This is a genomic window from Variovorax sp. N23 (genome assembly GCF_025486315.1).
GTDB lineage: Bacteria > Pseudomonadota > Gammaproteobacteria > Burkholderiales > Burkholderiaceae_C > Variovorax.
In genome coordinates this window covers 125,507-148,373 of sequence record NZ_JAOOPY010000001.1, presented here as the reverse complement: position 1 = coordinate 148,373, position 22,867 = coordinate 125,507, and the positions used below count along the sequence as shown (strand labels likewise).

Sequence of the window (22,867 nt, the reverse complement as noted above, 5' to 3'; positions counted from 1 at the left end):
GCCCCTCAGGCATGGCCGAGCAGCCAGGCGGTCAAATCGTCGACCGAATGGGCGACATGCAGGGGATTCAAGGGCTCGAAGCTGTCGGGCTCGTGCGCCCCGTAGCTCACGCCCACGCTGGCGCAACCGGCATTGATCGCCAACTGGAGATCGTGCGTGGTGTCGCCGATCATCAGCGTGCGTTCGGGCGGCACGACCAGTTCTTCCATCAGTTCGAGCAGCATGCGCGGATGCGGCTTGCCGTGGGTTTCGTCGGCCGTGCGGGAGCTGTCGAAACGATGGCGCATCGGGGCGCCGGCCAGGGCCTCGTTCAAGCCGCGTCGCGACTTGCCCGTCGCGACGGCCAGCAGATGGCCGCGCGCCTTGAGTGTGTCGAGCATCGGCAGCACCCCGTCGAAGAGCACCACATCGTCCTGCTGCTTCAGGTAGTGGTAGCGATAGCGCGCGCCGAGTTCGGCGTATTTTTCGCGCGGCACGTCCGGTGCCGCACGCGCCAGCGCCTCGGCCAGGCCCAGACCGATCACCCAGGCGGCGTCGCGCTCGTCCGGCATGGCACCGCCGACGTCCACCACGGCCGCCTGGATGCAGCGCGTAATCAGCCGGGTGGAGTCGTAGAGGGTGCCGTCCCAGTCGAAGACGATCAGATCGAAGCGGCGTGAAGAAGACTCGGTCATGGGGCGGGTGTCGAAAACGGGATGGTCAAGGCGGCCGCGGCTTCCGGCGGCATCAGGGCGGCGAGCTCCGGCGGCAGATCGGCCTGCAGCGCCATGCGCTCACCGGTCGCGGGATGGTTGAACTGCAGCCGCCACGCGTGCAGGAACATGCGCTTGAGTCCCCGTTTTTGCAAGGTCCGGTTGCGCTCGAATTGGCCGTACTTGTCGTCGCCAGCGATGGCGTGCCCGGCCGATGCCAGGTGAACGCGGATCTGGTGCGTCCGCCCGGTCTTGATGGTGACGGCCAGCAGCGACATCGGCGTCGCGTCGCCCGGCAAGGTGACCGCCGCCAGCACGCGCACCAACGTGACGGCATGCATCGCGTCGGGATGGTCCTTGGGGACGACGCGCACCCGGCGCTCACCATCGGCCAGCAGGTACTTGGCCAGCGGCGCATCCAGCACCTTCTTGTTGACAGGCCAGGCGCCCTCGACCAGCGCCAGGTAGGTCTTGCCGGTTTCGCGCTCGCGGAACTGATCCTGCAGCGCCGTGAGTGCGCTGCGCTTCCTGGCGACCAGCAGGATGCCGGAGGTTTCGCGGTCGAGACGGTGCACCAGTTCGAGAAATCGCGCCTGCGGCCGGGCGGTGCGCAGTTGCTCGATGACGCCGAAACTCACACCGCTGCCGCCATGGACGGCCACGCCGGCGGGCTTGTCGATGGCGAGCAGCGCGTCGTCCTCATACAAGAGAGGGAACTCGCGGGCGGGCGCGGGGGGCGTGGCGCCCTCTTCCGAGCGTGCCGCGACCCGCACGGGCGGCAGCCGCAGCACGTCACCGGCGGCAATGCGCGTCTCGGCCTGGGCGCGCCCCTTGTTGATGCGGACTTCGCCCGACCGGATGATCCGGTAGACGTGCGTCTTCGGCACGCCCTTGAGCTGGCGGAACAGGAAGTTGTCCAGCCGTTGACCGGCCGATTCTTCGTCGACTGTCATAAATCGGACTTCCGATGCGCCGGGCTGCGGCTTCGCACCTATAATGTTTTTCACCAGCGCGGTCTTGTAAGTGCTTGATTAAACAGAAGTTTAGAGCACCGCCAAAAGCGCTGGAAGGTCGATGCCGCTTTGGCGCCCGAGCCTGCAAACCCCGCGCTAGAGCGCAAAGTGGCAGGCCAGACGCACAAGTCAAGCCGACGCCCACGAAACACCGATACGGAATACCCAGCCGGCAGGCTCCAATCTGCCGGCGGATCGAAGCGAGTTCTCTTGTGTTGATGCTGCTGATTCAACTGTGCCTGCGCTGGCCCACCTGGCTGTTGCCAGCGGCCCGCGGCATCGGATCTCCAGCGGCCCGCACGACCCCTGTCGCGCAGCCCGCCACCCACAACGTGGCGCGTCAACACCACATCGGGCTCGCGCCCATCCATGCGCCCCCGCCTCCACTGTTCCTGAGCTGACGCTCGGCGGTCGTCTGCGCTTGCGCGGCGTCCGGCAGACAGTGTGGGTACAGCGGCAATTCCCCTGGTTTCGCAGGCGTCGTCCGTGCATCGTTGGCCCGTCATGGGCCGGTGAAAACGATACATACAAGGACAACGCATCATGAAGCGGATGCTGATCAATGCCACGCAGGCCGAAGAACGCCGCCTGGCCATCGTCGACGGACAGAAGCTCCTCGACTACGAAATCGAGATCGAAGGGCGCGAGCAGCGCAAGGGCAACATCTACAAGGCGGTCGTGACGCGGGTCGAGCCCTCGCTCGAAGCCTGCTTCGTCGACTACGGCGAAGACCGCCACGGCTTCCTGCCGTTCAAGGAAATCTCCAAGCAGTATTTCGCCGAAGGCGTGTCGGCAAGCCAGGCCCGCATCCAGGACGCGATCCGCGAAGGCCAGGAACTGGTCGTGCAGGTCGAGAAGGAAGAGCGCGGCAACAAGGGCGCCGCCCTGACCACCTTCGTCTCGCTGGCCGGCCGCTATGTCGTGCTGATGCCGAACAACCCCCGCGGCGGCGGTGTTTCGCGCCGCATCGAGGGCGACGACCGGGCCGAGCTCAAGGAGGCAATGGACCAGCTCGAATACCCGAAGGGCATGAGCATCATCGCGCGCACCGCCGGCATCGGCCGCGCAGCGCCCGAACTGCAGTGGGACCTGAACTACCTGCTCAAGCTCTGGACCGCCATCGACGGCGCGGCCAAGGGCGGCAAGGGCGCGTTCCTGATCTACCAGGAATCGTCGCTGGTCATCCGCGCGATTCGCGATTACTTCAATCACGACATCGGCGACATCCTGATCGACACCGACGACATCTACGAGCAGGCGCAGCAGTTCATGGCGCACGTCATGCCCGAGCATGCCGCCCGCGTGAAGCGCTACCGCGACGACGCGGCGCTGTTCAGCCGCTTCCAGATCGAGCACCAGATCGAATCTGCCTACGCCCGCACGGTGCAGCTGCCCTCCGGCGGCGCCATCGTGATCGACCACACCGAAGCGCTGGTGTCGATCGACGTGAACTCGGCCCGCGCCATCAAGGGCGGCGACATCGAAGAAACCGCCACCCGCACCAACCTCGAAGCCGCCGACGAAGTGGCGCGCCAGATGCGCCTGCGCGACCTGGGCGGCCTGATCGTCATCGACTTCATCGACATGGACGAGTCGAAGAACCGCCGCGAGGTCGAAAGCCGCCTGCGCGACGCGCTCCGGCAAGACCGTGCCCGCGTGCAGTTCGGCTCGATCAGCAAGTTCGGCCTGATGGAGATGAGCCGCCAGCGCCTGAAGCCGGCGCTCTCCGAAGGTTCGTCGATCCCCTGCCCCCGTTGCGGCGGCTCGGGCCACATCCGCGACACCGAATCGAGCGCCCTGCAGATCCTGCGGATCATCCAGGAGGAGTGCCTGAAGGACAACACCGCCGCCGTGCATGTGCAGGTGCCGGTCGAAGTCGCCTCGTTCCTGCTGAACGAGAAGCGCCCCGAGATCGCGAAGATCGAACTCAAGCAGCGCGTCACCGTGCTGATGGTGCCGAACAAGACCTTCGAGACGCCCAACTACAAGCTCGAGCGCCTGAAGCACGACGACCCGCGTCTCGACCACATCGAAGCCAGCTACAAGATGGCCGAAGAGGTGGAAGACCCGACCTCGGTCACCCGCCGCTCGCAGGAACCGACCAACAGGCAGACGCCGGTGATCAAGGGCGTGTTGCCGGACGCTCCGGCGCCTGTCGTGCCTGTGAAGCCCGAGGCGGTTCAAGCACCCGCCGCCGCAGCGCCCGTAGCACCGCCCGCCGCACCGGTGGCGGCACCCGCGCCTGCGGAACGTGGCTTCTTCGGCTTCATCAAGAGCCTGTTCGGTGGCGGTGCGCCGGCGCCAGCGCCGGCCGCGGCCCCTGCCAGCGCCATCCCGGTCGAAGCCCCCAAGCCTGCACGACGCGACGGGCGCGGCAGCCGGGACGGCGAGGCCCGCGGCGCACGCGACGGTGAGCAGCGCCGCGGCGGTCGCGGTGAAGGTCGCGGCGGTCGTGATGGCGAGCAGCGCCGCGGCGGACGCGGTGGCGAACGCCGCAACGGCGAGCGCAGCACCGAGGCGCGCAGCGACGCGCCGGTGCGCGAAGCCCGTGAATCGCGTGAATCGCGTGAACCCCGGGAACCGCGCGAGGGCCGGGGCCCGCGCGACGGCGAGCAGCGCCGCGGCGGACGCGGCGAGCGTCGTGACACCGATCGTCCGGTGTCGCTGGAAGGCACCGAGAGCCTGCAGGATCAGTTGCCGGCGGTGGCCGTCGAAGGCGACAGCGCCCCCCCCCCCATCGAGCGCGCACCGCGCGGCCGAGGCGAACGTCGCGAGCGTGGCGAGCGCAATGGCGAAGCACGGGAACGCAGCAACGGCGACCTGCCGGCGCGCGCGCTCAACGGCGACACCCCGTCTGCCGACGCCGTGGCGTCGGAGCGTGGCCCGCGCGAAGAACGTGCGCCGCGCGGCGAAGGCCGCCGCGAGCGGCGTGGCGGCGAAGGCGCCGTCCGTTCGGACAGTCAGACCGGCCAAATGGCCGATGCGCCGTCGGACGAGTTCGAGACGAGCCAGGGCGCCGTCGCGCCCTCGGCCGATCCATCGGCGCGCCGCGAGGGCGAGGAGCGACGTGGCCGCACACGCGACCGCTATGGTCGCGACCGCCGCGAACGTGCGCCGCGCGAGGGTGACGAGTCCGGCGTGACGACGCTTCCCGAAGCGAGCGCCGTGGAAGCCGAGGCGCCTGTGACGCCGGCCCCTGTCGAGGCACCCACCGAAGTGACACCGCCAGCGCGTCGTGCCGAGCCCGCACCTCGCCCGGCGGCACCGACCGTCGCCGTCGAAGCGGCACCACCCCGCCACGGCCGACGTCCGCTGCCCAAGGTGCAGCCGTTTGAGCTGCCGCTGGCCGACCTGGCTCAGGTCGCCGAAGGCTCCGGCCTGCATTGGGTGAACTCCGACGCCGAGCGTGTCGCGCAGGTGCGCGCAGCGATCGCCAACGAACCCCAGCCGATCCACATGCCGCGCGAGCGCCCTCCGGCGATCGTCATCGATGACGGCCCACTGGTGCTGGTCGAGACGCGTCGCAATCTGGCGGCGACCACGCTGCCGTTCGAGCGCGAGGTCGGCGACAGCCGCTGACCCCCGGAGGCCGCTGCAACGGCGGCCTCCTTTCCTGCTTCCTGCCAAGGAGCCGCACCGCTTCCATCCGGATACGCGGTTGCGGCGCTTTCGCCCCGTCCGTCAGCCCATTCAGCGCTGCGACACATCCCCCCTCCTTGACAGCCTCACCGTCAGAGCGGCCGTTCACTCGCGAATCGCCGTTGACGTGTCCGCATGTATCCGTCAGCCGAAAGAATTACTTTCGTGCCTAGAATGCTGCGTCGCACAAACCCAGGGGGGCGTGAAGTACTGCACGGTTTTACATTCAGCGGAAAGGCGTACGGCTTTTGCCAGCACGACAGACTAGAACGAATGTGTTCAAATTCTTGCCACTAGTATTAAAGCGTTACGCTGCTTCCGCCGTGAAGTAGCCCCCAAGGGGAAATCCATGTTTCGTACCGATTCGACTGCGCAAGGAAATCTGATGCGGCGTCATCCAGGCGGCGGCGAGCCCTCGTCCCCGATCCCCATCACGGCCTCGCCACGCCAGCTGACCCGTGCCCAGCGGGGCATCAAGCGGAGCGTCGACATCCTCGCCGCGCTGGTGTTCTTCGCCCTGTTCGGCCCCCTTTACCTTGCCGTGGCCCTCGGCGTCGCCATCAGCATGGGGCGGCCGGTGCATTTCTGGCAGGTCCGGATCGGCGAAGGTGGCCAGCGCTTCCGTTTCTACAAGTTCCGCTCGATGGTGCGCGACTCCGAGACCATTCTGGACGACTACCTCAGCAGGAACGATGCGGCCCGCACCCAATGGGACACCTTCCAGAAGCTGGAGAAGGACCCGCGCATCACGCCGCTGGGCCGGATCATCCGGAAGATCAGCCTGGACGAACTGCCCCAGTTCTGGAACGTGCTCAAGGGCGACATGAGCCTGATCGGCCCCCGGCCCTGCATGGAGCGCCAACGCAGCCTTTACGGCCGGCACTGGGAACACTATTGCGCCATGCGTCCGGGGATCACCGGGCTCTGGCAGGTCAGCGGCCGCAACCGGCTGTCCTACGCCCAGCGCGTGGAACTGGACGCCTACTACGTCAACAACTGGTCGCTCTGGCTGGACCTCAAGATCCTCGCGAAGACGGCGAGGGCGGTAATCTCTGGCGAGGGCTCGCGCTGAGCGGTCGGTCTGCCGCGCGGTCTTCCGGCCGGTCGGCAAAGAGATGATGATGCACACTGCACCTCGTGCACCATCTCCCGGTGTTTCCCCGATGGCTGCACGAAGAACCCCGATCGAACGCGCTCGCGGAAGACGGGTACTGCCAGTTCTCCGCTAACTACCATCTGATCTCATGAACCAACTCGATATGCCCATCTATGTGGCTGGCCACCGTGGCATGGTCGGAAGCGCCATTGTCCGCTGCCTCGAAGCCCTGGGGCACACCCGCATCATCACACGCACGCACGCCGAACTGGATCTGACGGATCAGGCCGCAGTGCGCGCGTTCATGGCGCAAGAAAAGCCGCAACAGGTGTACCTGGCCGCCGCCAAGGTCGGGGGCATCCACGCCAACAACACCTATCCAGCCGAATTCCTGTACGCCAACCTGATGCTGGAAGCCAATGTGATCAACGAAGCCTGGCGCAGCGGCGTGCAACGGCTGCTGTTCCTCGGTTCAAGCTGCATCTACCCCCGGCTCGCACCGCAGCCGATGGCCGAAGACGCACTGCTCACAGGCAAGCTGGAGCCGACCAACGAGCCCTACGCCATCGCCAAGATCGCCGGCATCAAGCTCTGCGAGAGCTACAACCGCCAGTACGGCACCGACTACCGCAGCGTGATGCCGACCAACCTGTACGGGCCCGGCGACAACTATCACCCGGACAACAGCCATGTGCTGCCGGCGCTGATCCGCCGCTTCCACGAGGCCCGCGAAGCCAACGCAGCCGATGTCGTCATCTGGGGCACCGGCAAGGCCAAGCGCGAATTCCTCTACGTCGACGACATGGCGGCCGCCTGCGTGCACGTCATGAATCTCGAGCCGGAACGCTATGCCGGCTGCACCGATCCGATGAACAGCCACATCAACGTCGGCAGCGGCGAGGACCTGTCCATCGCCGATCTGGCGCGCCTGGTCGGTGACGTCATCGGCTACCAGGGTGAGATCCGCATGGACACCAGCAAGCCCGACGGCGCGCCTCGCAAGCTGCTCGACATCACGCGGATGCGGGCACTGGGCTGGGCGCCACAGGTCGGGCTGCGCGAGGGGATCGAACGCGCCTACCAGGACTTTCTTTCGCGCGCGCCCGTGGCCGCGTGACAGGTATCGCTCACACTGCGGTATGCAATCCCCTTCACTCTCCGTGATTCCGCCCGGTGGCGGCGGTGTGCGCGACTACGCGTCGATGCTCGGCGGTTCGCTCGACGCGCCGATCCAGGAACTGACGGCACAGACCGATACGCGCGGGTGGTCGGGCGACATGCTGTTGCTCCACTTCAGCGGCTACGGCTTCCAGAAGCGCGGCGTGCCGACCTGGTTGCTGAGCGAGACGAAGCGTCTGCGAACGCGGTTCAAGGTCTTCGGTGTGGTCTTCCACGAGCTGTATGCCTCCGGCCCGCCCTGGGGTTCGGCCTTCTGGCTGAGCGGTATCCAGAAGCGCATCGCACGCGAGTTGGTCGATCAGGCCGACTTCTGGCTCACCAACCGTGAACTGGCGGCGCAGTGGCTGCGCTTGCACAACGCGAGCGCGCCGCACCGTGTGCTGCCGGTGTTCTCGAACGTGGGCGAACCCGCGGTGCTGGACAACGAACGCGAGGCGTCGATCGTCGTGTTCGGCAGCGAAGCCATCCGCTCGCAGTCCTACGCTTTCGGCGACGGCGAGATCTTCCGCTTCGCCAAGCGCCACAACCTGCGGATTCACGACATCGGCAAACCGATGCAGGATGCGACGATGGCGAATTCGCTCGCCGACGCCGATGTGGTCCGGCACGGCATGCTGCCCCCCGAGCAGGTGAGCCAGGCGCTGGCAACGGCGCGCTTCGGCGCACTGTCCTATCCCGCCGACCACGTCGGCAAGAGCGGCATCTTCGCGGCCTACGCCGCACACGGCACCTGTCCCGTCATGCTGTGGCCCGAGCTGGCGGCACACGACGGCATGCAGCCCAATGTCCACTACGCCGCGGGCTTCCGCGCGCTCGACGGCACGAAGAATCTGGATCCCTGGCTCATCGGGCGTGCCGCACGGCGCTGGTACGAGCCGCACGACACCGCCGCCCACACCGCTGCCCTTCAGGCGCTGTACAACGACGCACGCGCCAGCGTACCGGCCGAGCGCCCGACGACAGCCTCCGCCACCGCCGCGCGCAGCACGAAGGTTCTGCAATGAGCAGCCACGCCCCCACCCATCGCGTCGCTGCGCGCGCGGCGAGCCGGCCCACCGCCCTCAGCCGCGCAGGCCGCGTCTTCCTGGCGGTGTTCCTGATCGTGGTCTTCGAGGGCGCCATCCGCAAATGGGTGGCCTCCGCATCCACCCTGCCCCTCGTCCTGCTGCGTGACCTGCTGGCCGTCTATCTGGTGCTGTACGCCTGGCGGGGCGGCCACCTCCGCCGCTACCCCCAGGTGGTGACGGCCATGCTCGCCTGGACCTTGCTGGTGATCGGATGGGGCTTGATGCAACTGGTCGGCGGCGAGAGCTCACCGACCGTCTTCGTCATCGGCCTGCGCTTCTGGTTGCTGTACCTCTGGTTCGCCGTGGCCGCCGCCGCCGCGATGACCGAGACCGACTTCAACGCCGCCGTCCGCATGGCCGTCCTGCTCATGATCGTCCTGGCGCCCCTGGCTGTGCTGCAGCACTATTCGCCGCCGGGTGCCGCCATCAATCGCCAGTTGGACGGCGACGAGGATTCGGTCTTCGTCGCGATCGCCGGCGTGGTGCGGACCACGGGCACCTTCAGCTTCACGTCCGGCTACTCGGCCTACCTCCTCATGGTCGCACCGGCCGTGTTCGCGCTCCTGGGCGCACGCAAGCGCACGAACATCCAGCGATTGTTCGCACTGACCGGCTTCGGGGCCTTCGTTGTCGGCAGCGTGGTCAGCGGTTCGCGCGCAGGCGTGATTTCGGCTGGCGTGATGCTCGGCGCGTACCTGGTCGCACGGCTCGTCTTCGCCAGAACGCGTGACAAGCCGGCCGCCCTCGGGGCCGCGCTGGTGGCAGCGGTGCTCGCCGCCGGCTTCCTCTTCTTCTTCTCCGACGCGATCCTGGTCACGCAGCAGCGCTTCGAGCAGGCCGCCTCGGACGAAAACTTCTGGGACCGCCTGCTTGCGACCTTCATCGGCGAACCCCGGGTGCTCGACCAGGTGACCTGGCTCGGCAAGGGCTTGGGGGCCGGCTCGAACCTGGCGGCCTCCCTGTACCGCGGCGGCGCCAACTTTGCGCTGGCCGAATCCGAAACGGGCCGGATCGTTCTGGAAGGCGGCCTGCTCGGCTTTGCCTTCGTGGCGCTCAAGCTCGCCGTGCTGATCGGTGGCCTGGCCTACGCGCTGCGCTTGTCGATCCTTCGGCACGCGGCCTTTCCCATGGTGCTGTGGATTGCCATGGTGGTGGGCCTGATGACCTGGCCGGCCATCGGTCAGCTGACCGCCAACGCACTGCTCGGCGTACTGCTGGGATACTTCCTCCTCCTCTTCCGATATCCGGCGGGCGACTTCTTCTCGACGCGTTCCTCGTCCTCGTGAGACGGGGCCGGCCAGACGCCGGGTCTCACGCTTGCTCACATCGATGAAACTCCTCGTCTACGGCATCAATTTCGCACCCGAACTCACGGGCATCGGCAAGTACACCGGCGAAATGGTCGCCTGGCTCGCCGCGCGCGGCCACGACGTGCGGGTCGTCACCGCACCGCCGTACTACCCCGACTGGCAAGTCCGCGCCGGCTACAGCGGCAGCCGCTACACGCGCGAGGCATGGCGGGGCGCCCAGGTCTTCCGCACGCCGCTGTGGGTGCCTCGCAAGGTCAACGGCACACGCCGCCTGCTGCATCTGGCGAGCTTCGCGATCGCCAGCATCCCGGCGCTCCTGGCGCAATGGCGCTGGAAACCCGACGTGGTCTGGATGACCGAGCCCCCGCTCTTCTGCACGCCCGCGGGCCTGCTGTTCGCCCGCATTCGGTCGGCCCGCAGCTGGCTGCACATCCAGGACTACGAGGTCGATGCCGCCTTCGAACTGGGCCTGCTCAAGGGCGAACGCCTGCGCGCGATCGTGAGCAGCGGCGAACGCCACCTGATGCAGCGTTTCGACCGGGTCTCGACGATCTCGCAGCGCATGCTGGAACGCGCGCGCAGCAAGGGGGTCGCCCCCGAGCGGCTGCTGTCCTTTCCCAACTGGGCCGATGTCTCGGCCATCCAGCCTCTGTCGAGTCCCAGCCCCTACCGGCGCGAACTCGGCATCCCCGACGATGCGGTCGTGGCACTGTACTCGGGCAACATGGGTGCCAAGCAAGGCCTGGAGTTGCTCGCCGAGCTGGCCCTGCAGACGCGCAGTGATCCGAACCTCGTTTTCGTGTTCTGTGGCAACGGTGCCGGGCGCGAAGGACTGATGGCACGTTGCGCCGGCCTGCCCAACGTGCATTTCCTGGACCTCCAGCCGGTCGACCGACTGGGCGAACTGCTCGGCCTGGCCGACGTTCACCTGCTGCCGCAGCGTGCCGATGCCGCCGACCTGGTCATGCCCTCGAAGCTCACCGGCATGCTCAGCAGCGGGCGCCCGGTGCTGGCCGGCGCCCGGCCCGAGACCGAACTGGGGCAAGTGGTCGCGCAGTGCGGCCGCATCGTGCCACCGGAGGACGCCTCCGCCTTCGCCATCGCCCTACAGGCCCTGGCCGCCGATGCGCCGCTGCGCCGCACGCTGGGCGAGCGCGCCCGTCGCTTCGCGCAAGAGCACATGGCCCGCGACGCCGTGCTGGCCCGCTTCGAGCGCGACCTGCTGGACTGCATCGCGCCACGGCCTCGGTGAGGCATCGCAGCACGGCCCCATGACAAAAGGACCGCCTCGGCGGTCCTTTTGTCTGGCACATCCGCGCCTGATGACAAGGCCGAGACCCTCGGTCCCGGCGCCGCATCACTGCTCGTCCGGCAGGATGCTCTCGTAGTTGTAGTTCGTGTAGCGATAGCGGCCGTACTTGTAGGCACTGTACGCCCGCTTGTCCACGTTCATGGCGTTCAGCAGCACGCCCGTGGCTGCCCGTCCGCCCAGCGACAGACGGCGCACGCTCTCCTTGAGCTCGCCCATCGTCGACTGATCCGCCCGCGCCACCAGCAGCACGGTGCCGGCATGCATCGCCACGGTCATCGTGTCGGCCGCCACCAGCACCGGCGGCGTATCGATGACCACCAGGTCGTAGAGTTCGGACAACCGCTCCAGCGTCGCCTTGAACGACTCCGACACCAGCAGTTCCGACGGGTTCGGCGGCAGCTGGCCGGTGGCCAGGAAGTCGAGGTCGGGGACGACTTGGCGATGCACCGTCTGCTGCACCGTCAAGCTGCCCGCGATGAGTTCCGACAGGCCGCCATGACGCTGGAGCCCGAAGTACTGATGGGCATGACCGCGGCGCAGGTCGGCGTCGATCAGCAGCGTGCGCTTGCCCGCCGCAGCCATGAGCGCCGCGAAGTTGGCCGACACGAAGCTCTTGCCCAGACCCGGCGTCGCGCCGGTGATCAGCACGCGGTTGTTGGGCGATTCGAGCATCGCGAACTGCATGGCCGTGCGCAGGCTCCGCAGGCTCTCGACGGCAGGATCGTCCGGGTGCTCGATCGCGAGCAGCCGCACGCCGGTGGCACCGGTGAGGCGACGCTTGGCGATCGCATCCTGGGCATTGCTCATCGGGATCGTGGAGAACACCGGCAGGCCCGTGTGCGTTTCGACCTCGTGCGGATCGCGAATGCGCTGCTCGATGAAGGCGTTGCGCAGGAAGGCGACAACGATGCCGAGGAACAGCCCCAGTGCCAGCGCCGCGCCGACGATGACCTTGCGGTTGGGCTTGACCGGCACCTCCGGCACCACCGCATCGTCCAGCACGCGCACGTTGCCGACCTTGCCTTCCTTGACCAGACGCAGTTGCAGCGCATTGTTCAGGAGCGACTGGTACAGCTCGGTGTTGACCTTCACGTCGCGCTCCATGCGCACGGCTTCCTGCTGGATGGCCGGCAGGCCCTTGATGCGGGTCTGGATGTTCGCGATCTCGCGCTGCAGTGCGGCGATCTGCGTATCGAGGGTCTGCACCGCCGGGTGCGCGGCCGTGAAGCGGCTCTCGAGTTCGCGGCGGCGCTGCTGGGCATCGAGCAGGCGGGTTTGCCGATCGACGGACTCGGTCAGGACCGCGGTGGCTTCCTCGTTGAACGCCACGGTCGCCTTCTGGTTGCGGAAGCGGTTGTAGACCTCTTCCGACGCCTCCAGCTGCTTCTTGAACTGCGGCAGCTGCACATCCAGGAAGGCCAGGGTCTTCTGGGCCTCGGCCGCCTTGCGCTCGATGTTCTGACGCACATACTGCGCGCCGACGGCATTGAGCACCCGCGTGATCCTGTAGGGGTCGCTCCCCATCATCGACACGGCGATGATGCCGGAGGTCTTGCCTCGCTCACTCAGCGCCAGCTCGGACTGCACGCCGGCCACGGTCGGCAACTTGCCCGAGCGCACCAGGTCGAACTCCGCGCCCGGTTTTCCGGCGAGTTGGTCGACCTGCAACGTGATCGGGCCTTCTTCGGTTTGCGCGTTGAGCATCGAGCCCACCGTGCCGGTCAACGGCGCCGCGAGGCGCGGATGCTCCAGCGTGTACTGCCCGCCGCCCTTGGCCGTCACCCGGAACAGCGCGCCTTCGAGCGGCGCCGGCACGTCGAACTGCGACACCACGATGCGCTCCGTGCCCGACACATAGCCCTGCAAGCCCAGGAAGCCCGGGTCGGACAGCGCGTTGGAGCGACGCGCCAGCCAGCCACCGATGTAGGGGATGTAGCGCGGGCTTGCCGAGATGTAGAGCTTGGTCGCCTCCACCGCCGGCGCCACCACCATCCGCGAGCGGATGATCTCCATCTCGGCGCTGGTCGGCGTGCGCACGTCGAACAGCCCGGCCGCCTCGCCCAGCACGCCCTTGCTGGCGCTGCCGTCGGAGTCCTCGACCTGGATCAGCACCTCGGTCTGATAGACCGGCCGCTCCATGAGCGCGTAGGCCGTGCCGATCGCGAGCACCACCAGGGTGATGGCGAGGATCAGCCACTTGTGCGCCAGCAGCACATCGACATAGCGGCCGACGTCCAGATCGCTGTCGTCATCGACGGCGTTGGACGGGACAGCGCTGGTGGAATGGGGAAATGTGGAATTCATCAGCTGGACACTCTTGAAATGCGTTGGACCCACTGCTGCGCGCCGTTCTCGATGAGCGCGAAGGACGTGCGAAAGGCGCTGTCACCGGCGCGGTACGGATCGGGCACATCCTGGCCGGAGCGTTCGCACAGGCGAAACACGCGGCCGAGGGCGAAGGGATAGCGCTGTTCGATCTCGCGCCGCTGCCCGCCGTCCATCACGAGAATGAGATCGGCACGCCGGCACATGTCGCTCTGGATCTGCTGCGCACGATGCGCATCGATGCTCAGCCCGCGCTCCTTCATGAGCGCGCAGGCGATCGGGTCGGCACCCTGGCCGACCAGCGCACCCAGGCCCGCCGAGACGACCTGGCGATCGGGCATGGCCGCCTTCACCAGGCCTTCGGCCATGGGGCTGCGGCAGATGTTTCCGATGCACACGATCAGGATGTTCCGGATGGACACGGTCGTTCAGTTCGTGCCGACCGGCCGGCTCAGTTCGCGTACGGACGTGGCGGTGGTCGTGGACGGGAGGACGAGACTGATCACGCGGTTCCAGCGCACCAGCGGCACCGGATCGACGAAGACCACGTCCTTGGGACGCAGCGCGAACTGGTCGGCCAGTGCCAGCGCCATCGGCGTGCGCGCATCCAGATGGAACAGCGACCGGCCGCCCTTCGGCTCGTTGCGCACCACATAGATCTGACGCGGGTTCGCCTGGCTCAGGTTCACCCCGCCGGCTTCGATCAGCGCGTCGTTGAGGCTGAGACGGCCATTGCGCATCGGGATGGCGGCTTGTTGGCTCACCTCGCCCATCACCGTCACCTTGCGTTCGTCACGGCCGCGGACCATCACCAGATCGCCGTTCTTGAGCGGAATGCGGGTCGGGTCGACACCGGCGTCGGTCAGTGCCATCAGATCGAGCGGAATCGTCTTGCCGTTGCGCGTGAGCGTCACCAACGAGCGGTCCCCGTTGGCCGAGAGACCGCCCGCGCGGTTGAGCGCTTCGGCCAGGGTCATCGGGATGTCGGTGAACACCATCAGGCCCGGCGCGCGAACCTCACCTTCGATGTAGGCACGCTTGCTGCGGAACGCGGTCACACGCACGCTGAGCTGCGGGTTCTTGAAGACGCGGGACAGGCGGCGAACCAGCATGTCCTCGAGTTCCTGGATGGTCAGGCCTGCCGCGGTGACGGGCCCGGCGTACGGAAAAGTCAGCTGCCCGGTGTTGGACACGATGAAGCCCGGCGCCGGCGAAATGCTGGCCGAGTCGGCCACGGTGGTGGCCGGCGTGGCGCTGAACGCGATCTCGGGATGGTCGTAGACCACGATCCCCACGACGTCGCCCGCGCCGATACGGTATGGCTCGGCCTCGCCGATCAGGGCCTGGACCTCCGAGGGGACGGGCCTGACCGCGTTGTCACGTTGCGCCTGGATCAGCGCGGGGGTGATCGCCGTCAGTGCGCCGGCCGGCGGCGGATCCTCGTTGGGTCCCGAGAACCCCGAAGGCGACACCGCCTGGTCGGCATCGCCGCTGGCCGAACTGAAGCCCGGCCCCAACGGGGCACAGCCCTGCAACAGCAGGGCTGCAGAAGTGAACAAGGCGGCATGTACTAAGAAACTTTTCAAATCTGGCTCCGCGTTGACCAAAATGAATACTTTTGGAAACAGTTCCTACTGTACCTCAGCTCCAGACCCAGCGTTGAATTGTTTCTGGCCGTACCTCTTCCGACATGCGATCAAACCCGTGAAAAAATTCACACAGCGCGGGATTCCGCGCGTTGCCAGGTTGCGCGGAAACCCGCGCTTGCGCCGAAATCCCGACCGAATTCAGAGGTCTGTGGTCTGCGCAGCGCGCTTCCAGGCGACCAGGGCCTGGGCGGCATCGTCTCGCGCTTCGGCGAGTTCTGCCAGGGCACACCAGGCGCTGCGGTACAGGGAGACATCCTGTAAGCCCATGCCGGCCTGCATGAGCAGTTGTTGCGCCTTGCCCCAGAGCTGGCGCTTCATGCAGGCCATGCCCGCCAGATACTGGAGATGGGCGTCACGCGGATTGCTGCGCTGCGCCGACTCGATGCGGGCGAGCCAGTCGGCGTCGACCGATGCGAGACCGGCTTCCAGGGCCCGGACCAGCTTCACCCGCAAGCCACTCCCGAGACCGTCGGGGTGGCTCACCATGAACGCCCACACCGGCAGCAGCCAGCCCCGCGCCACGGCCAGATCGCCGTGGAGCGCCACCATCCGCTGCGCCGCATGGATGGCGACCTCGGGCATCTCGCGCTCGCCGGCCTCCAGGTCGGCCCAGGCGCGGTTCAACTGCGCCGCATCGTGGGCACCGGAGAGCAGTTCCACGGCCAGGCCGCGCACGATGCTCTGCGCGGCCGATTCGGAAAAGGCGCGGTGCTTGGCCAGCAGGCGGGCTGTCTGAAGCGCCTCGAGCGTGCGGCGTTCCTGCCGTGCCGCCTTCAGATGCAGGCGCAGCGCCAGCGTGCGGCGCTGCACGCCCTGCGGCAGCTCCTTCAAACGCGCCAGGGCCGCCGACGGGTCGCGGTCTTCCAGCGCCCAGCGCGCCGAACGCAGTTGCACGCCTTCGCGCGTCTCGGGGCTCAGCACGCCGCGCTCGGCGCTTTCGTTGAGGGCCTGCTGCAGGTGCGCGTCGCGCGCGGCCCGGTCCTGCAGGGACTGGGCGCTTTCGGCCGCCAGAAGATGCGACAGCACGCGCAGCTGGCGCGCCTGCGGCAGTTCGACATCGAGCGCCTCCAGCGTGCGCTCCTGCGCCAGGGCGGCCATGGCCGCGCGGCGCGCGCGCGAGAAGCGCCCGGCCATCAGCTGCACCATGGCGTCGAGCAGCGCGGTGTGCAAGGCGCGTTCCTTCTGCTGCACCCGCCACTGGCGCGCCTGCTGCGGCAACGAGAACAGCGCCGCCAACGCCCGCAGCGCCGCGTACAGCAGCACGAAGGTGCCGGCCAGCAGCAGCAGCACCAGGTTGAGCGAGAGGTCGACCCGCCACGGCGGCCAGAACACGGTGACCGTGCCCTGGTTGTTGCCCGCGAAGAGCGCCACCGCGGCGGCGATGCCGAAGAGAGCGAGGAGCCAGAGGGCGGCGCGCATGGATCGTCGACGCTCAGCGGCCGGCCGCTGCGGTGGCCAGCGCGGCGAGCGTGTCGTCGACGCGCGGTGTTTCCGTCGTGCGCACCTGCAGCTGCAACTGCTGCAGCAGGGTCGCCGCGGCCTGCACCCGGCGCGAGGCCGGGTCGAAATAGCGGTTGAGCGACGCCGACACCAGCGCCAGTTCGCTGCGCGCCGTGTCGACCTGGCGCGACAGCAGCGCCAGGCGTGCATTGAGCAGCTTCAGCTTGAGGTTCTCGCGCAGGAAGAAGGTCTGGTCGGGCGACAGCAGCACGGCCTCGGGCCGCTCGATGCGGCCGACGCGCACCAGCGAGCGCGCCTCCGCCTGCACCGCCATGAGGATGCGCTTCCACCAGGGCGCATCGGCGGGGATCGGCTCGTTCTGCAACGCGCTGGCACCGGCGCCGCCGCTGCGCACGCCGACGGCGTTGAGCGTGGGCAGATCATCCACGCCGCGCATCAGTTCATCGAGTTTCTGCAGCGCCTCGCCACCGTCACCGCTGGCGGTGGACCGCAGGCGATCGGCGTCGCGCTGGACGGCGCGCTGCAGCGGGGCCAGCCGCGGCTGGGCGGCGCGCGTGATGCGCACGTCGGCCGCCTTGAGCGCGGCCAGCAGCGGCTCGACGTTGCCGGTGACCTGCGCCTGCTGCAAGGCCAGACGCACGGCCGATTCGATGTCCACCACCAGGTTCTCGTCGCGCGAACGCGACAGGCTCTGCATCAGCTCCTCGAGCTGGGCGCGCTGCAGCGTCACCTCGGCCACGCGGGTTTCGGTGAGCGCCAGCCGCGCGGCGGTGTCGCGCACGGTCTCGTGCGCCTGCCGTGCCAGCGTGCGCGCCTCGAGCGACTGCGCCATCGCGTCCGCGCTCTGGCGGGCGAGCTGCTCCTGCATGCCGCCGACCTTCTGCCACAGCACGATCACCAGCACCAGGGCCACCAGCGCGATCATCGCCAGCAGGCCGAGGGCGATGCGCGACAGCACCACGGCACCGAGGGAGGGCGCCGGATGCATCGCGACCGGCACCGTGGTCCGCACGACAGACTCCGGCACGGTTTCATCGGGGGTCGCGGACACGGAACTCATGGCAACGATTCTATCGACGCGGCCAGCGCACCCAGCCCCGGCTGCGACAGCACGACCGTGCCGAAACCGGCCGCACGCGCGGCCTCGCCGATGCGGGGATGGGTGGCCACGGCGCACGCCGCGCGCCAGTCCGCCCCGGGCATCGCCTGGCGCAGGTTCGCGATGCCTTCCGAACTGCTGAAGAGCCAGACGCTGCCCCCGCTGGCGGCCTGGGTCGCCAGCCGGCGCTCGGCGTCGCCGAAACGCGGCGCGAGCCGCCGGTACGACGCCACGACCTCGACCTCGCCGCCGGCCGACTGAACGGCGCGCGCCAGCCAGTCGCGCCCGCCCGGCTGGCCGGCGGCGTCGCCGCCGCGCACGATCAGCACGCGCGTGCCGGGCGCGACCTGCGGACGCACCACCGCCCACAGGGCTTCGGAATCGAACTGCGCCGCGTCGTCGCCCGGGGCATCGATGCACGAGGCCGGCGCACCCGCTTCCCGCAGCGCCCGCACGGTGCCGGGGCCGGTGGCCCAGCAGCGCGGCGCGGGGTCCGCGGCCAGGTCGGCCGCCACGCGGGCGTCGACGAAATGCGACGCGGCCGCAGCGCTGACGAACATCAGCGCGTGCCGACGGGCCACGGTGCGGCGCGACGCCTCCAAGGCGCGGGTGTCCTCCAAGGGCTCGATCGCGATCAGCGGCAAGGCCACGGCGCTCAGCCCCGCGCCGTTCAAGGCGTCGACCCAGCGCGACGCCTCGTGCGCCGGTCGGGTGACGATCACACGGCGGTTCATCCGCGCGACGCAGCGGTCAGTGCGCGCCGGCCGCGCGCAACCGGGCCGCGGCCTCGTCGCCGAGCGCCTCCGCCTGCGCGGCGTCGCCGACGGCGCTTTGCGCCTCGACACGCAGCAGCGCGCCCACGCCGTCCACGTCGCCCCAGGCGGCTTCGATGCGCAGGCTGCCGTCGGCCTGCCAGCGCGCGTGCGCCGCCAGCGGCATCGAGCAGCTGCCGCCCATCGCGCGGCTCACGGCGCGTTCGGCAGCCGTGGCGAGGCCGTCTTCGCGGTGCGCGAGCGGTGCGAGCAGTGCGATGAGGTCGGCACGATCGGCGCGTACCTCGATGCCGAGCGCGCCCTGCCCGGCGGCGGGCAGCATCGTCTCGGGCTCGAAGGCGGTGCGGATGCGGCTTTCGAGCCCCAGCCGCTTCAGGCCGGCGGCCGCCAGGATGATCCCGTCGTACTGCCCGTCGTCGAGCTTGCGCAGCCGCGTGTCGAGGTTGCCGCGCAGGGGTTCGATGCGCAGGTCGGGCCGCAGCGCACGCAGCAGCACCACGCGGCGCAGGCTGGAGGTGCCGACGACGGCGCCCTGCGGCAGCGCGTCGAGCGACGCGTAGGCGGGCGAGACGAAGGCATCGCGCGGGTCTTCGCGCTCGAGCACGCAGGCCAGCGCGAAGCCCTCGGGCAGCTCCATCGGCACGTCCTTGAGCGAATGCACCGCGATGTCGGCGCGCCCCTCTTCGAGTGCGAGTTCGAGTTCCTTGACGAACAGGCCCTTGCCGCCGACCTTGCTGAGCGAGCGGTCCAGGATCTGGTCGCCGCGGGTGGTCATGCCGAGCAGGCGGACCGCGTGGCCTCGTTCTTGCAGCAGCCGTTGCACATGCTCGGCTTGCCACAGGGCCAGACGGCTTTCGCGCGTGGCGATCACGATGTTGCTCAAGGCCGGATTCCAGTGGTGAAGAAGACCCGCGGGATGCTAGCATGTTGCGCCGCAACAACGCAGGCGGCGCACCCTTCCCCAACGAGGAGATGACGCGAATGACGACAGGCAAGAAGGCGCCGGCAACCGCAACCCAGCAGACGCCCAGGCGTGCACGCAGCGAAGACCAGCCGCTCATCGACGACATCCGGCTGCTCGGCCGGATCCTCGGCGACGTGATCCGCGAGCAGGAGGGCAAGGACACCTACGAGCTGGTCGAGAAGGTCCGCACGCTGTCCGTCGCGTTCCGGCGCGATGCAGACCACGCCGCCGACCGCGCGCTCAAGCACCTGCTCAAGGGCCTGAGCGCGGTCGAGACGGTGCGCGTGATCCGCGCCTTCACCTACTTCAGCCACCTGGCCAACCTGGCGGAGGACCGCCACCAGATCCGCCGCCGCACCGAGGAAGAACGCGCCGGCGAGAGCGCCGACGGCAGCCTCGAGACCGCGCTGGCCCGCATCCGCAAGGCCGGCGTGTCGAGCGCCGCCGTGGTCGAGTCGCTGGCCCACAGCTACGTCTCGCCGGTGCTCACCGCGCACCCGACCGAGGTGCAGCGCAAGAGCATCCTCGACGCCGAGCGCGCCATCGCGCAGCTGCTCACCGCACGCGACGAGATCGGCTGGCGCCGCCAGGCCTTCGCCGGCAAGAAGGACGCGCTCACGCCCCTGGAATACGCCGAGAACGAGAGCCAGATCCGCATCCGCGTCACGCAGCTCTGGCAGACCCGCCTGCTGCGCTTCTCCAAGCTCACCGTCGCCGACGAGGTCGAGAACGCGCTGAGCTACTACGAGGCGACCTTCCTGCGCGAGATCCCGCGCGTCTACGCCGAACTCGAGCGCGCGCTGGGCCACGACGGCATCGCGCCCTTCCTGCGCATGGGCCAGTGGATTGGCGGCGACCGCGACGGCAACCCGAACGTGACGGCCGAGACGCTCGAGTACGCGCTGCGCCGCCAGGCCGACCTGGTGCTGCGCCACTACCTCACCGAGGTGCACTACCTCGGCGGCGAACTGTCGCTGTCGGCCACGCTGGTCGACGTGTCGGTCGAGATGCAGGCGCTGGCCGAGCGCTCGCCCGACCACAGCGAGCACCGCGTCGACGAGCCCTACCGCCGTGCGTTGACCGGCGTGTATTCGCGCCTGGCCGCCACGCTGCGCGAGCTGACCGGCGGCGAGGCAGCGCGCCATGCGGTGGCGCCGCAGAACCCGTACCCAAACGCCGAAGAATTCCTGGCCGACCTGCGCACCATCGCGGAGTCGCTCACCGACAAGCACGGCGCCGCGCTGATCGCGCAGCGCCTGGGCCCGCTGATCCGCGCGGTCGAGGTGTTCGGCTTCCACCTGGCCACCGTCGACCTGCGCCAGAGTTCGGACAAGCACGAGGCGGTGGTCGCCGAACTGCTGGCCAAGGCGCGCATCGAGCCCGACTACGCCGCGCTGGCCGAAGACGCCAAGCAGACGCTGCTGCTGAGACTGCTCGACGAGGCGCGCCCGCTGCGCGTGCCCGACGCGGACTACGCGCCGCTCACACAGAGCGAACTCGCCATCTTCGCCGCCGCCCGCACCGCGCGTGCCCGCTACGGCGCTGCGGCCATCCGCCACTACATCATCAGCCACACCGAGACGGTGAGCGACCTGCTGGAGGCGCTGCTGCTGCAGAAGGAAGTCGGCCTGCTGCGCGGCACGCTGGACGAAAACGCGACCAACGACCTCATCGTCGTGCCGCTGTTCGAGACGATCGAAGACCTGCGCAATGCCGCGCCGATCATGCGGGCGTTCTACGCGCTGCCCGGCATCAAGGCGCTGGTCCAGCGCTCTGGGGCGCTGCAGGACGTGATGCTCGGCTACAGCGACAGCAACAAGGACGGCGGCATCTTCACCAGCAACTGGGAGCTCTACCGCACCGGGCTCGCGCTGGTGGCGCTGTTCGACGAGCTCAATGGTACGAACAGCAGCAATAAAAAGGACAAGTCGCAGGAGCCGTCGATCCGGCTTCGCATGTTCCACGGCCGCGGCGGCACGGTGGGCCGCGGCGGGGGGCCGAGCTACCAGGCGATCCTGGCGCAGCCGCCGGGCACGGTGCGCGGCCAGATCCGCCTGACCGAACAGGGCGAGGTGATCGGCTCGAAGTACGCCAACCGCGAGATCGGCCGGCGCAACCTCGAAACACTGGTCGCCGCCACGCTCGAAGCCACGCTGCTGCCGATGGCCAAGGCGCCGCCGGCCACCTTCCTGGCGGCTGCGGCCGAACTCTCTTCGGCCAGCATGGCGGCCTACCGGCACCTGGTCTACGAAACGCCCGGCTTCGGCGACTACTTCTTCAGCGCCACGCCGATCCGCGAGATCGCCGAACTCAACATCGGCTCGCGCCCCGCGTCGCGCAATCCGAGCCACAAGATCGAAGACCTGCGCGCCGTGCCGTGGAGCTTCAGCTGGGGCCAGTGCCGGCTCACGCTGCCGGGCTGGTACGGCTTCGGTTCGGCCATCGAACAGTTCGTCGCGGGCGGTGCCACGGCCGCCGCGAAGAAGGAACGCCAGGCGCTGCTGCAGCGCATGTACGCGCAATGGCCCTTCTTCCGCACGCTGCTGTCGAACATGGACATGGTGCTCGCCAAGAGCGACCTCGCGCTCGCCTCGCGCTATTCCGAACTGGTGGCCGACCGCAAGCTGCGCCAGAAGGTCTTCGGCCTGATCGAGGCCGAGTGGCACCGCACGTCGGACGCGCTCACGCTCATCACCGGCGCCAAGCAGCGGCTCGAAGGCAACGCGGACATGCAGCGCTCGGTACGCCATCGCTTTCCCTACATCGACCCGCTGCACCACCTGCAGGTCGAACTGATGCGGCGCTACCGCGCCGGCGAAGGCGGCGAGCGGCTGCAGCGCGGCATCCACATCTCGATCAACGGGGTGGCGGCCGGGCTGCGCAACACCGGCTGACACCGGCACTCGGGCAGTGCACCCTCAAAAAGAGTGCGTGCCCTCCTACACGTGGACCTGTGCCTCGACGTGCCGAGGCGACTTGACATGGGGAGTACCCTGTCTGTTACGTCAGTGGCTTTCGCTCTCTCTCGCGCGGTGGTTGAAACAACGTCTTCACAGGAACCGTGTCATGTCTTATCCGCACTCGCTCGCCCCGTCGAACATCGACTTCATACGAAGCGATTTCGATGCGCTGGCGTCCCACATGCAGCAATGCGCGACGGCGCACGGGCGTTGGTCGATGGCACGCTGCCGCCTTCAGCACGTTCGTGCGATCGCTGCGGGGCACATCGTCACGCTCGCCTGCGTGGCGGTCGTCGTCGGCATCGGATTCGCCATCGCTGCCTGACCG

The 22,867-nt window shown here is 68.5% G+C and carries 18 protein-coding genes; 9 read left to right on the top strand and 9 right to left on the bottom strand.

Translation table 11 applies throughout. The features are described 5' to 3' along the window. Positions 1–5: 5 nt before the first annotated feature. Both N8A90_RS00620 and N8A90_RS00615 read right to left on the bottom strand, forming a co-directional pair. Positions 6–674 (bottom strand): HAD family hydrolase, encoded by a 669-nt coding sequence (locus N8A90_RS00620; RefSeq protein ID WP_262072711.1) that lies wholly within the window; start codon positions 672–674, stop codon positions 6–8. Continuing rightward, positions 671–1,699: an RluA family pseudouridine synthase gene (locus N8A90_RS00615; RefSeq protein ID WP_410087608.1), complete on the bottom strand. Its 1,029-nt coding sequence runs from the start codon at positions 1,697–1,699 to the stop codon at positions 671–673. Before N8A90_RS00615 ends, N8A90_RS00620 begins: the two co-directional genes overlap by 4 nt. A 224-nt stretch (positions 1,700–1,923) precedes the next feature. On the opposite strand from N8A90_RS00615, the gene N8A90_RS00610 reads away from it, so the two are divergent. The 7 genes from N8A90_RS00610 to N8A90_RS00580 all read left to right on the top strand — a co-directional run bounded on the left by N8A90_RS00610 (position 1,924) and on the right by N8A90_RS00580 (position 11,248). Beyond that, positions 1,924–2,106 carry a hypothetical protein gene (locus tag N8A90_RS00610; protein ID WP_262072709.1) on the top strand — a complete coding sequence of 61 codons (183 nt, stop codon included), beginning with the start codon at positions 1,924–1,926 and terminating at the stop codon, positions 2,104–2,106. A 142-nt stretch (positions 2,107–2,248) separates the two neighbouring features. After that, positions 2,249–5,284 carry a ribonuclease E/G gene (locus tag N8A90_RS00605; protein ID WP_262072708.1) on the top strand — a complete coding sequence of 1,012 codons (3,036 nt, stop codon included), beginning with the start codon at positions 2,249–2,251 and terminating at the stop codon, positions 5,282–5,284. A 445-nt stretch (positions 5,285–5,729) separates the two neighbouring features. Then, positions 5,730–6,416 carry a sugar transferase gene (locus N8A90_RS00600; protein ID WP_262072707.1) on the top strand — a complete coding sequence of 229 codons (687 nt, stop codon included), beginning with the start codon at positions 5,730–5,732 and terminating at the stop codon, positions 6,414–6,416. A 172-nt stretch (positions 6,417–6,588) separates the two neighbouring features. Continuing rightward, complete coding sequence (locus N8A90_RS00595) at positions 6,589–7,557, top strand: GDP-L-fucose synthase family protein (protein WP_262072706.1); 969 nt, start codon at positions 6,589–6,591, stop codon at positions 7,555–7,557. A gap of 22 nt (positions 7,558–7,579) precedes the next feature. After that, positions 7,580–8,623, top strand: coding sequence for a hypothetical protein (locus N8A90_RS00590; protein ID WP_262072705.1), 1,044 nt, complete (start codon positions 7,580–7,582; stop codon positions 8,621–8,623). After that, positions 8,620–9,972 carry a hypothetical protein gene (locus N8A90_RS00585; RefSeq protein ID WP_262072704.1) on the top strand — a complete coding sequence of 451 codons (1,353 nt, stop codon included), beginning with the start codon at positions 8,620–8,622 and terminating at the stop codon, positions 9,970–9,972. The genes N8A90_RS00590 and N8A90_RS00585 overlap by 4 nt, the downstream gene beginning before the upstream one ends. Positions 9,973–10,015: 43 nt before the next feature. Next, on the top strand, positions 10,016–11,248 hold the full coding sequence (locus tag N8A90_RS00580; protein WP_262072703.1) for a glycosyltransferase WbuB: 1,233 nt from the start codon (positions 10,016–10,018) through the stop codon (positions 11,246–11,248). Positions 11,249–11,353: 105 nt separating this feature from the next. On the opposite strand, the gene N8A90_RS00575 is transcribed toward N8A90_RS00580, so the two are convergent. From N8A90_RS00575 to hemC, 7 genes are all read right to left on the bottom strand, one after another. Beyond that, positions 11,354–13,612, bottom strand: a complete 2,259-nt coding sequence (locus tag N8A90_RS00575; RefSeq protein ID WP_262072702.1) for a polysaccharide biosynthesis tyrosine autokinase — start codon at positions 13,610–13,612, stop codon at positions 11,354–11,356. Next, on the bottom strand, positions 13,612–14,049 hold the full coding sequence (locus N8A90_RS00570; RefSeq protein WP_262073128.1) for a low molecular weight protein-tyrosine-phosphatase: 438 nt from the start codon (positions 14,047–14,049) through the stop codon (positions 13,612–13,614). The genes N8A90_RS00575 and N8A90_RS00570 overlap by 1 nt, the downstream gene beginning before the upstream one ends. A 12-nt stretch (positions 14,050–14,061) precedes the next feature. Next, the gene (locus tag N8A90_RS00565) at positions 14,062–15,240 is read right to left on the bottom strand and encodes a polysaccharide biosynthesis/export family protein (RefSeq protein ID WP_262072701.1); all 1,179 of its coding nucleotides are present in this window, start codon (positions 15,238–15,240) and stop codon (positions 14,062–14,064) included. A gap of 180 nt (positions 15,241–15,420) precedes the next feature. After that, positions 15,421–16,701, bottom strand: a complete 1,281-nt coding sequence (locus tag N8A90_RS00560) for a heme biosynthesis protein HemY (RefSeq protein ID WP_262072700.1) — start codon at positions 16,699–16,701, stop codon at positions 15,421–15,423. A gap of 13 nt (positions 16,702–16,714) precedes the next feature. Then, positions 16,715–17,803, bottom strand: coding sequence for a uroporphyrinogen-III C-methyltransferase (locus tag N8A90_RS00555; RefSeq protein WP_262072699.1), 1,089 nt, complete (start codon positions 17,801–17,803; stop codon positions 16,715–16,717). Continuing rightward, entirely contained in the window at positions 17,800–18,576 is a 777-nt protein-coding gene (locus N8A90_RS00550; RefSeq protein ID WP_262072698.1) for a uroporphyrinogen-III synthase, read from the bottom strand. Before N8A90_RS00550 ends, N8A90_RS00555 begins: the two co-directional genes overlap by 4 nt. A gap of 16 nt (positions 18,577–18,592) precedes the next feature. After that, positions 18,593–19,498 (bottom strand): hydroxymethylbilane synthase, encoded by a 906-nt coding sequence (gene hemC, locus N8A90_RS00545; protein WP_262072697.1) that lies wholly within the window; start codon positions 19,496–19,498, stop codon positions 18,593–18,595. Between the two features lie 98 nt (positions 19,499–19,596). Here hemC and ppc point away from each other — a divergent pair, with 98 nt between their 5' ends. Beyond that, entirely contained in the window at positions 19,597–22,473 is a 2,877-nt protein-coding gene (gene ppc, locus N8A90_RS00540; protein ID WP_262072696.1) for a phosphoenolpyruvate carboxylase, read from the top strand. 172 nt (positions 22,474–22,645) lie between these two features. Then, the gene (locus tag N8A90_RS00535) at positions 22,646–22,864 is read left to right on the top strand and encodes a hypothetical protein (protein ID WP_262072695.1); all 219 of its coding nucleotides are present in this window, start codon (positions 22,646–22,648) and stop codon (positions 22,862–22,864) included. The last annotated feature ends 3 nt before the right edge of the window (positions 22,865–22,867 follow it).

Excerpts from the sequence above, each read along its gene's own strand:
- N8A90_RS00620 (WP_262072711.1), bottom strand. The coding sequence starts at position 674 with ATGACCGAGTCTTCTTCACGCCGCTTCGATCTGATCGTCTTCGACTGG.
- N8A90_RS00610 (WP_262072709.1), top strand. The coding sequence starts at position 1,924 with ATGCTGCTGATTCAACTGTGCCTGCGCTGGCCCACCTGGCTGTTGCCA.
- N8A90_RS00605 (WP_262072708.1), top strand. The coding sequence starts at position 2,249 with ATGAAGCGGATGCTGATCAATGCCACGCAGGCCGAAGAACGCCGCCTG.
- N8A90_RS00600 (WP_262072707.1), top strand. The coding sequence starts at position 5,730 with ATGCGGCGTCATCCAGGCGGCGGCGAGCCCTCGTCCCCGATCCCCATC.
- N8A90_RS00595 (WP_262072706.1), top strand. The coding sequence starts at position 6,589 with ATGAACCAACTCGATATGCCCATCTATGTGGCTGGCCACCGTGGCATG.
- N8A90_RS00590 (WP_262072705.1), top strand. The coding sequence starts at position 7,580 with ATGCAATCCCCTTCACTCTCCGTGATTCCGCCCGGTGGCGGCGGTGTG.
- N8A90_RS00585 (WP_262072704.1), top strand. The coding sequence starts at position 8,620 with ATGAGCAGCCACGCCCCCACCCATCGCGTCGCTGCGCGCGCGGCGAGC.
- N8A90_RS00580 (WP_262072703.1), top strand. The coding sequence starts at position 10,016 with ATGAAACTCCTCGTCTACGGCATCAATTTCGCACCCGAACTCACGGGC.
- N8A90_RS00575 (WP_262072702.1), bottom strand. The coding sequence starts at position 13,612 with ATGAATTCCACATTTCCCCATTCCACCAGCGCTGTCCCGTCCAACGCC.
- N8A90_RS00560 (WP_262072700.1), bottom strand. The coding sequence starts at position 16,701 with ATGCGCGCCGCCCTCTGGCTCCTCGCTCTCTTCGGCATCGCCGCCGCG.
- N8A90_RS00555 (WP_262072699.1), bottom strand. The coding sequence starts at position 17,803 with ATGAGTTCCGTGTCCGCGACCCCCGATGAAACCGTGCCGGAGTCTGTC.
- N8A90_RS00550 (WP_262072698.1), bottom strand. The coding sequence starts at position 18,576 with ATGAACCGCCGTGTGATCGTCACCCGACCGGCGCACGAGGCGTCGCGC.
- ppc (WP_262072696.1), top strand. The coding sequence starts at position 19,597 with ATGACGACAGGCAAGAAGGCGCCGGCAACCGCAACCCAGCAGACGCCC.
- N8A90_RS00535 (WP_262072695.1), top strand. The coding sequence starts at position 22,646 with ATGTCTTATCCGCACTCGCTCGCCCCGTCGAACATCGACTTCATACGA.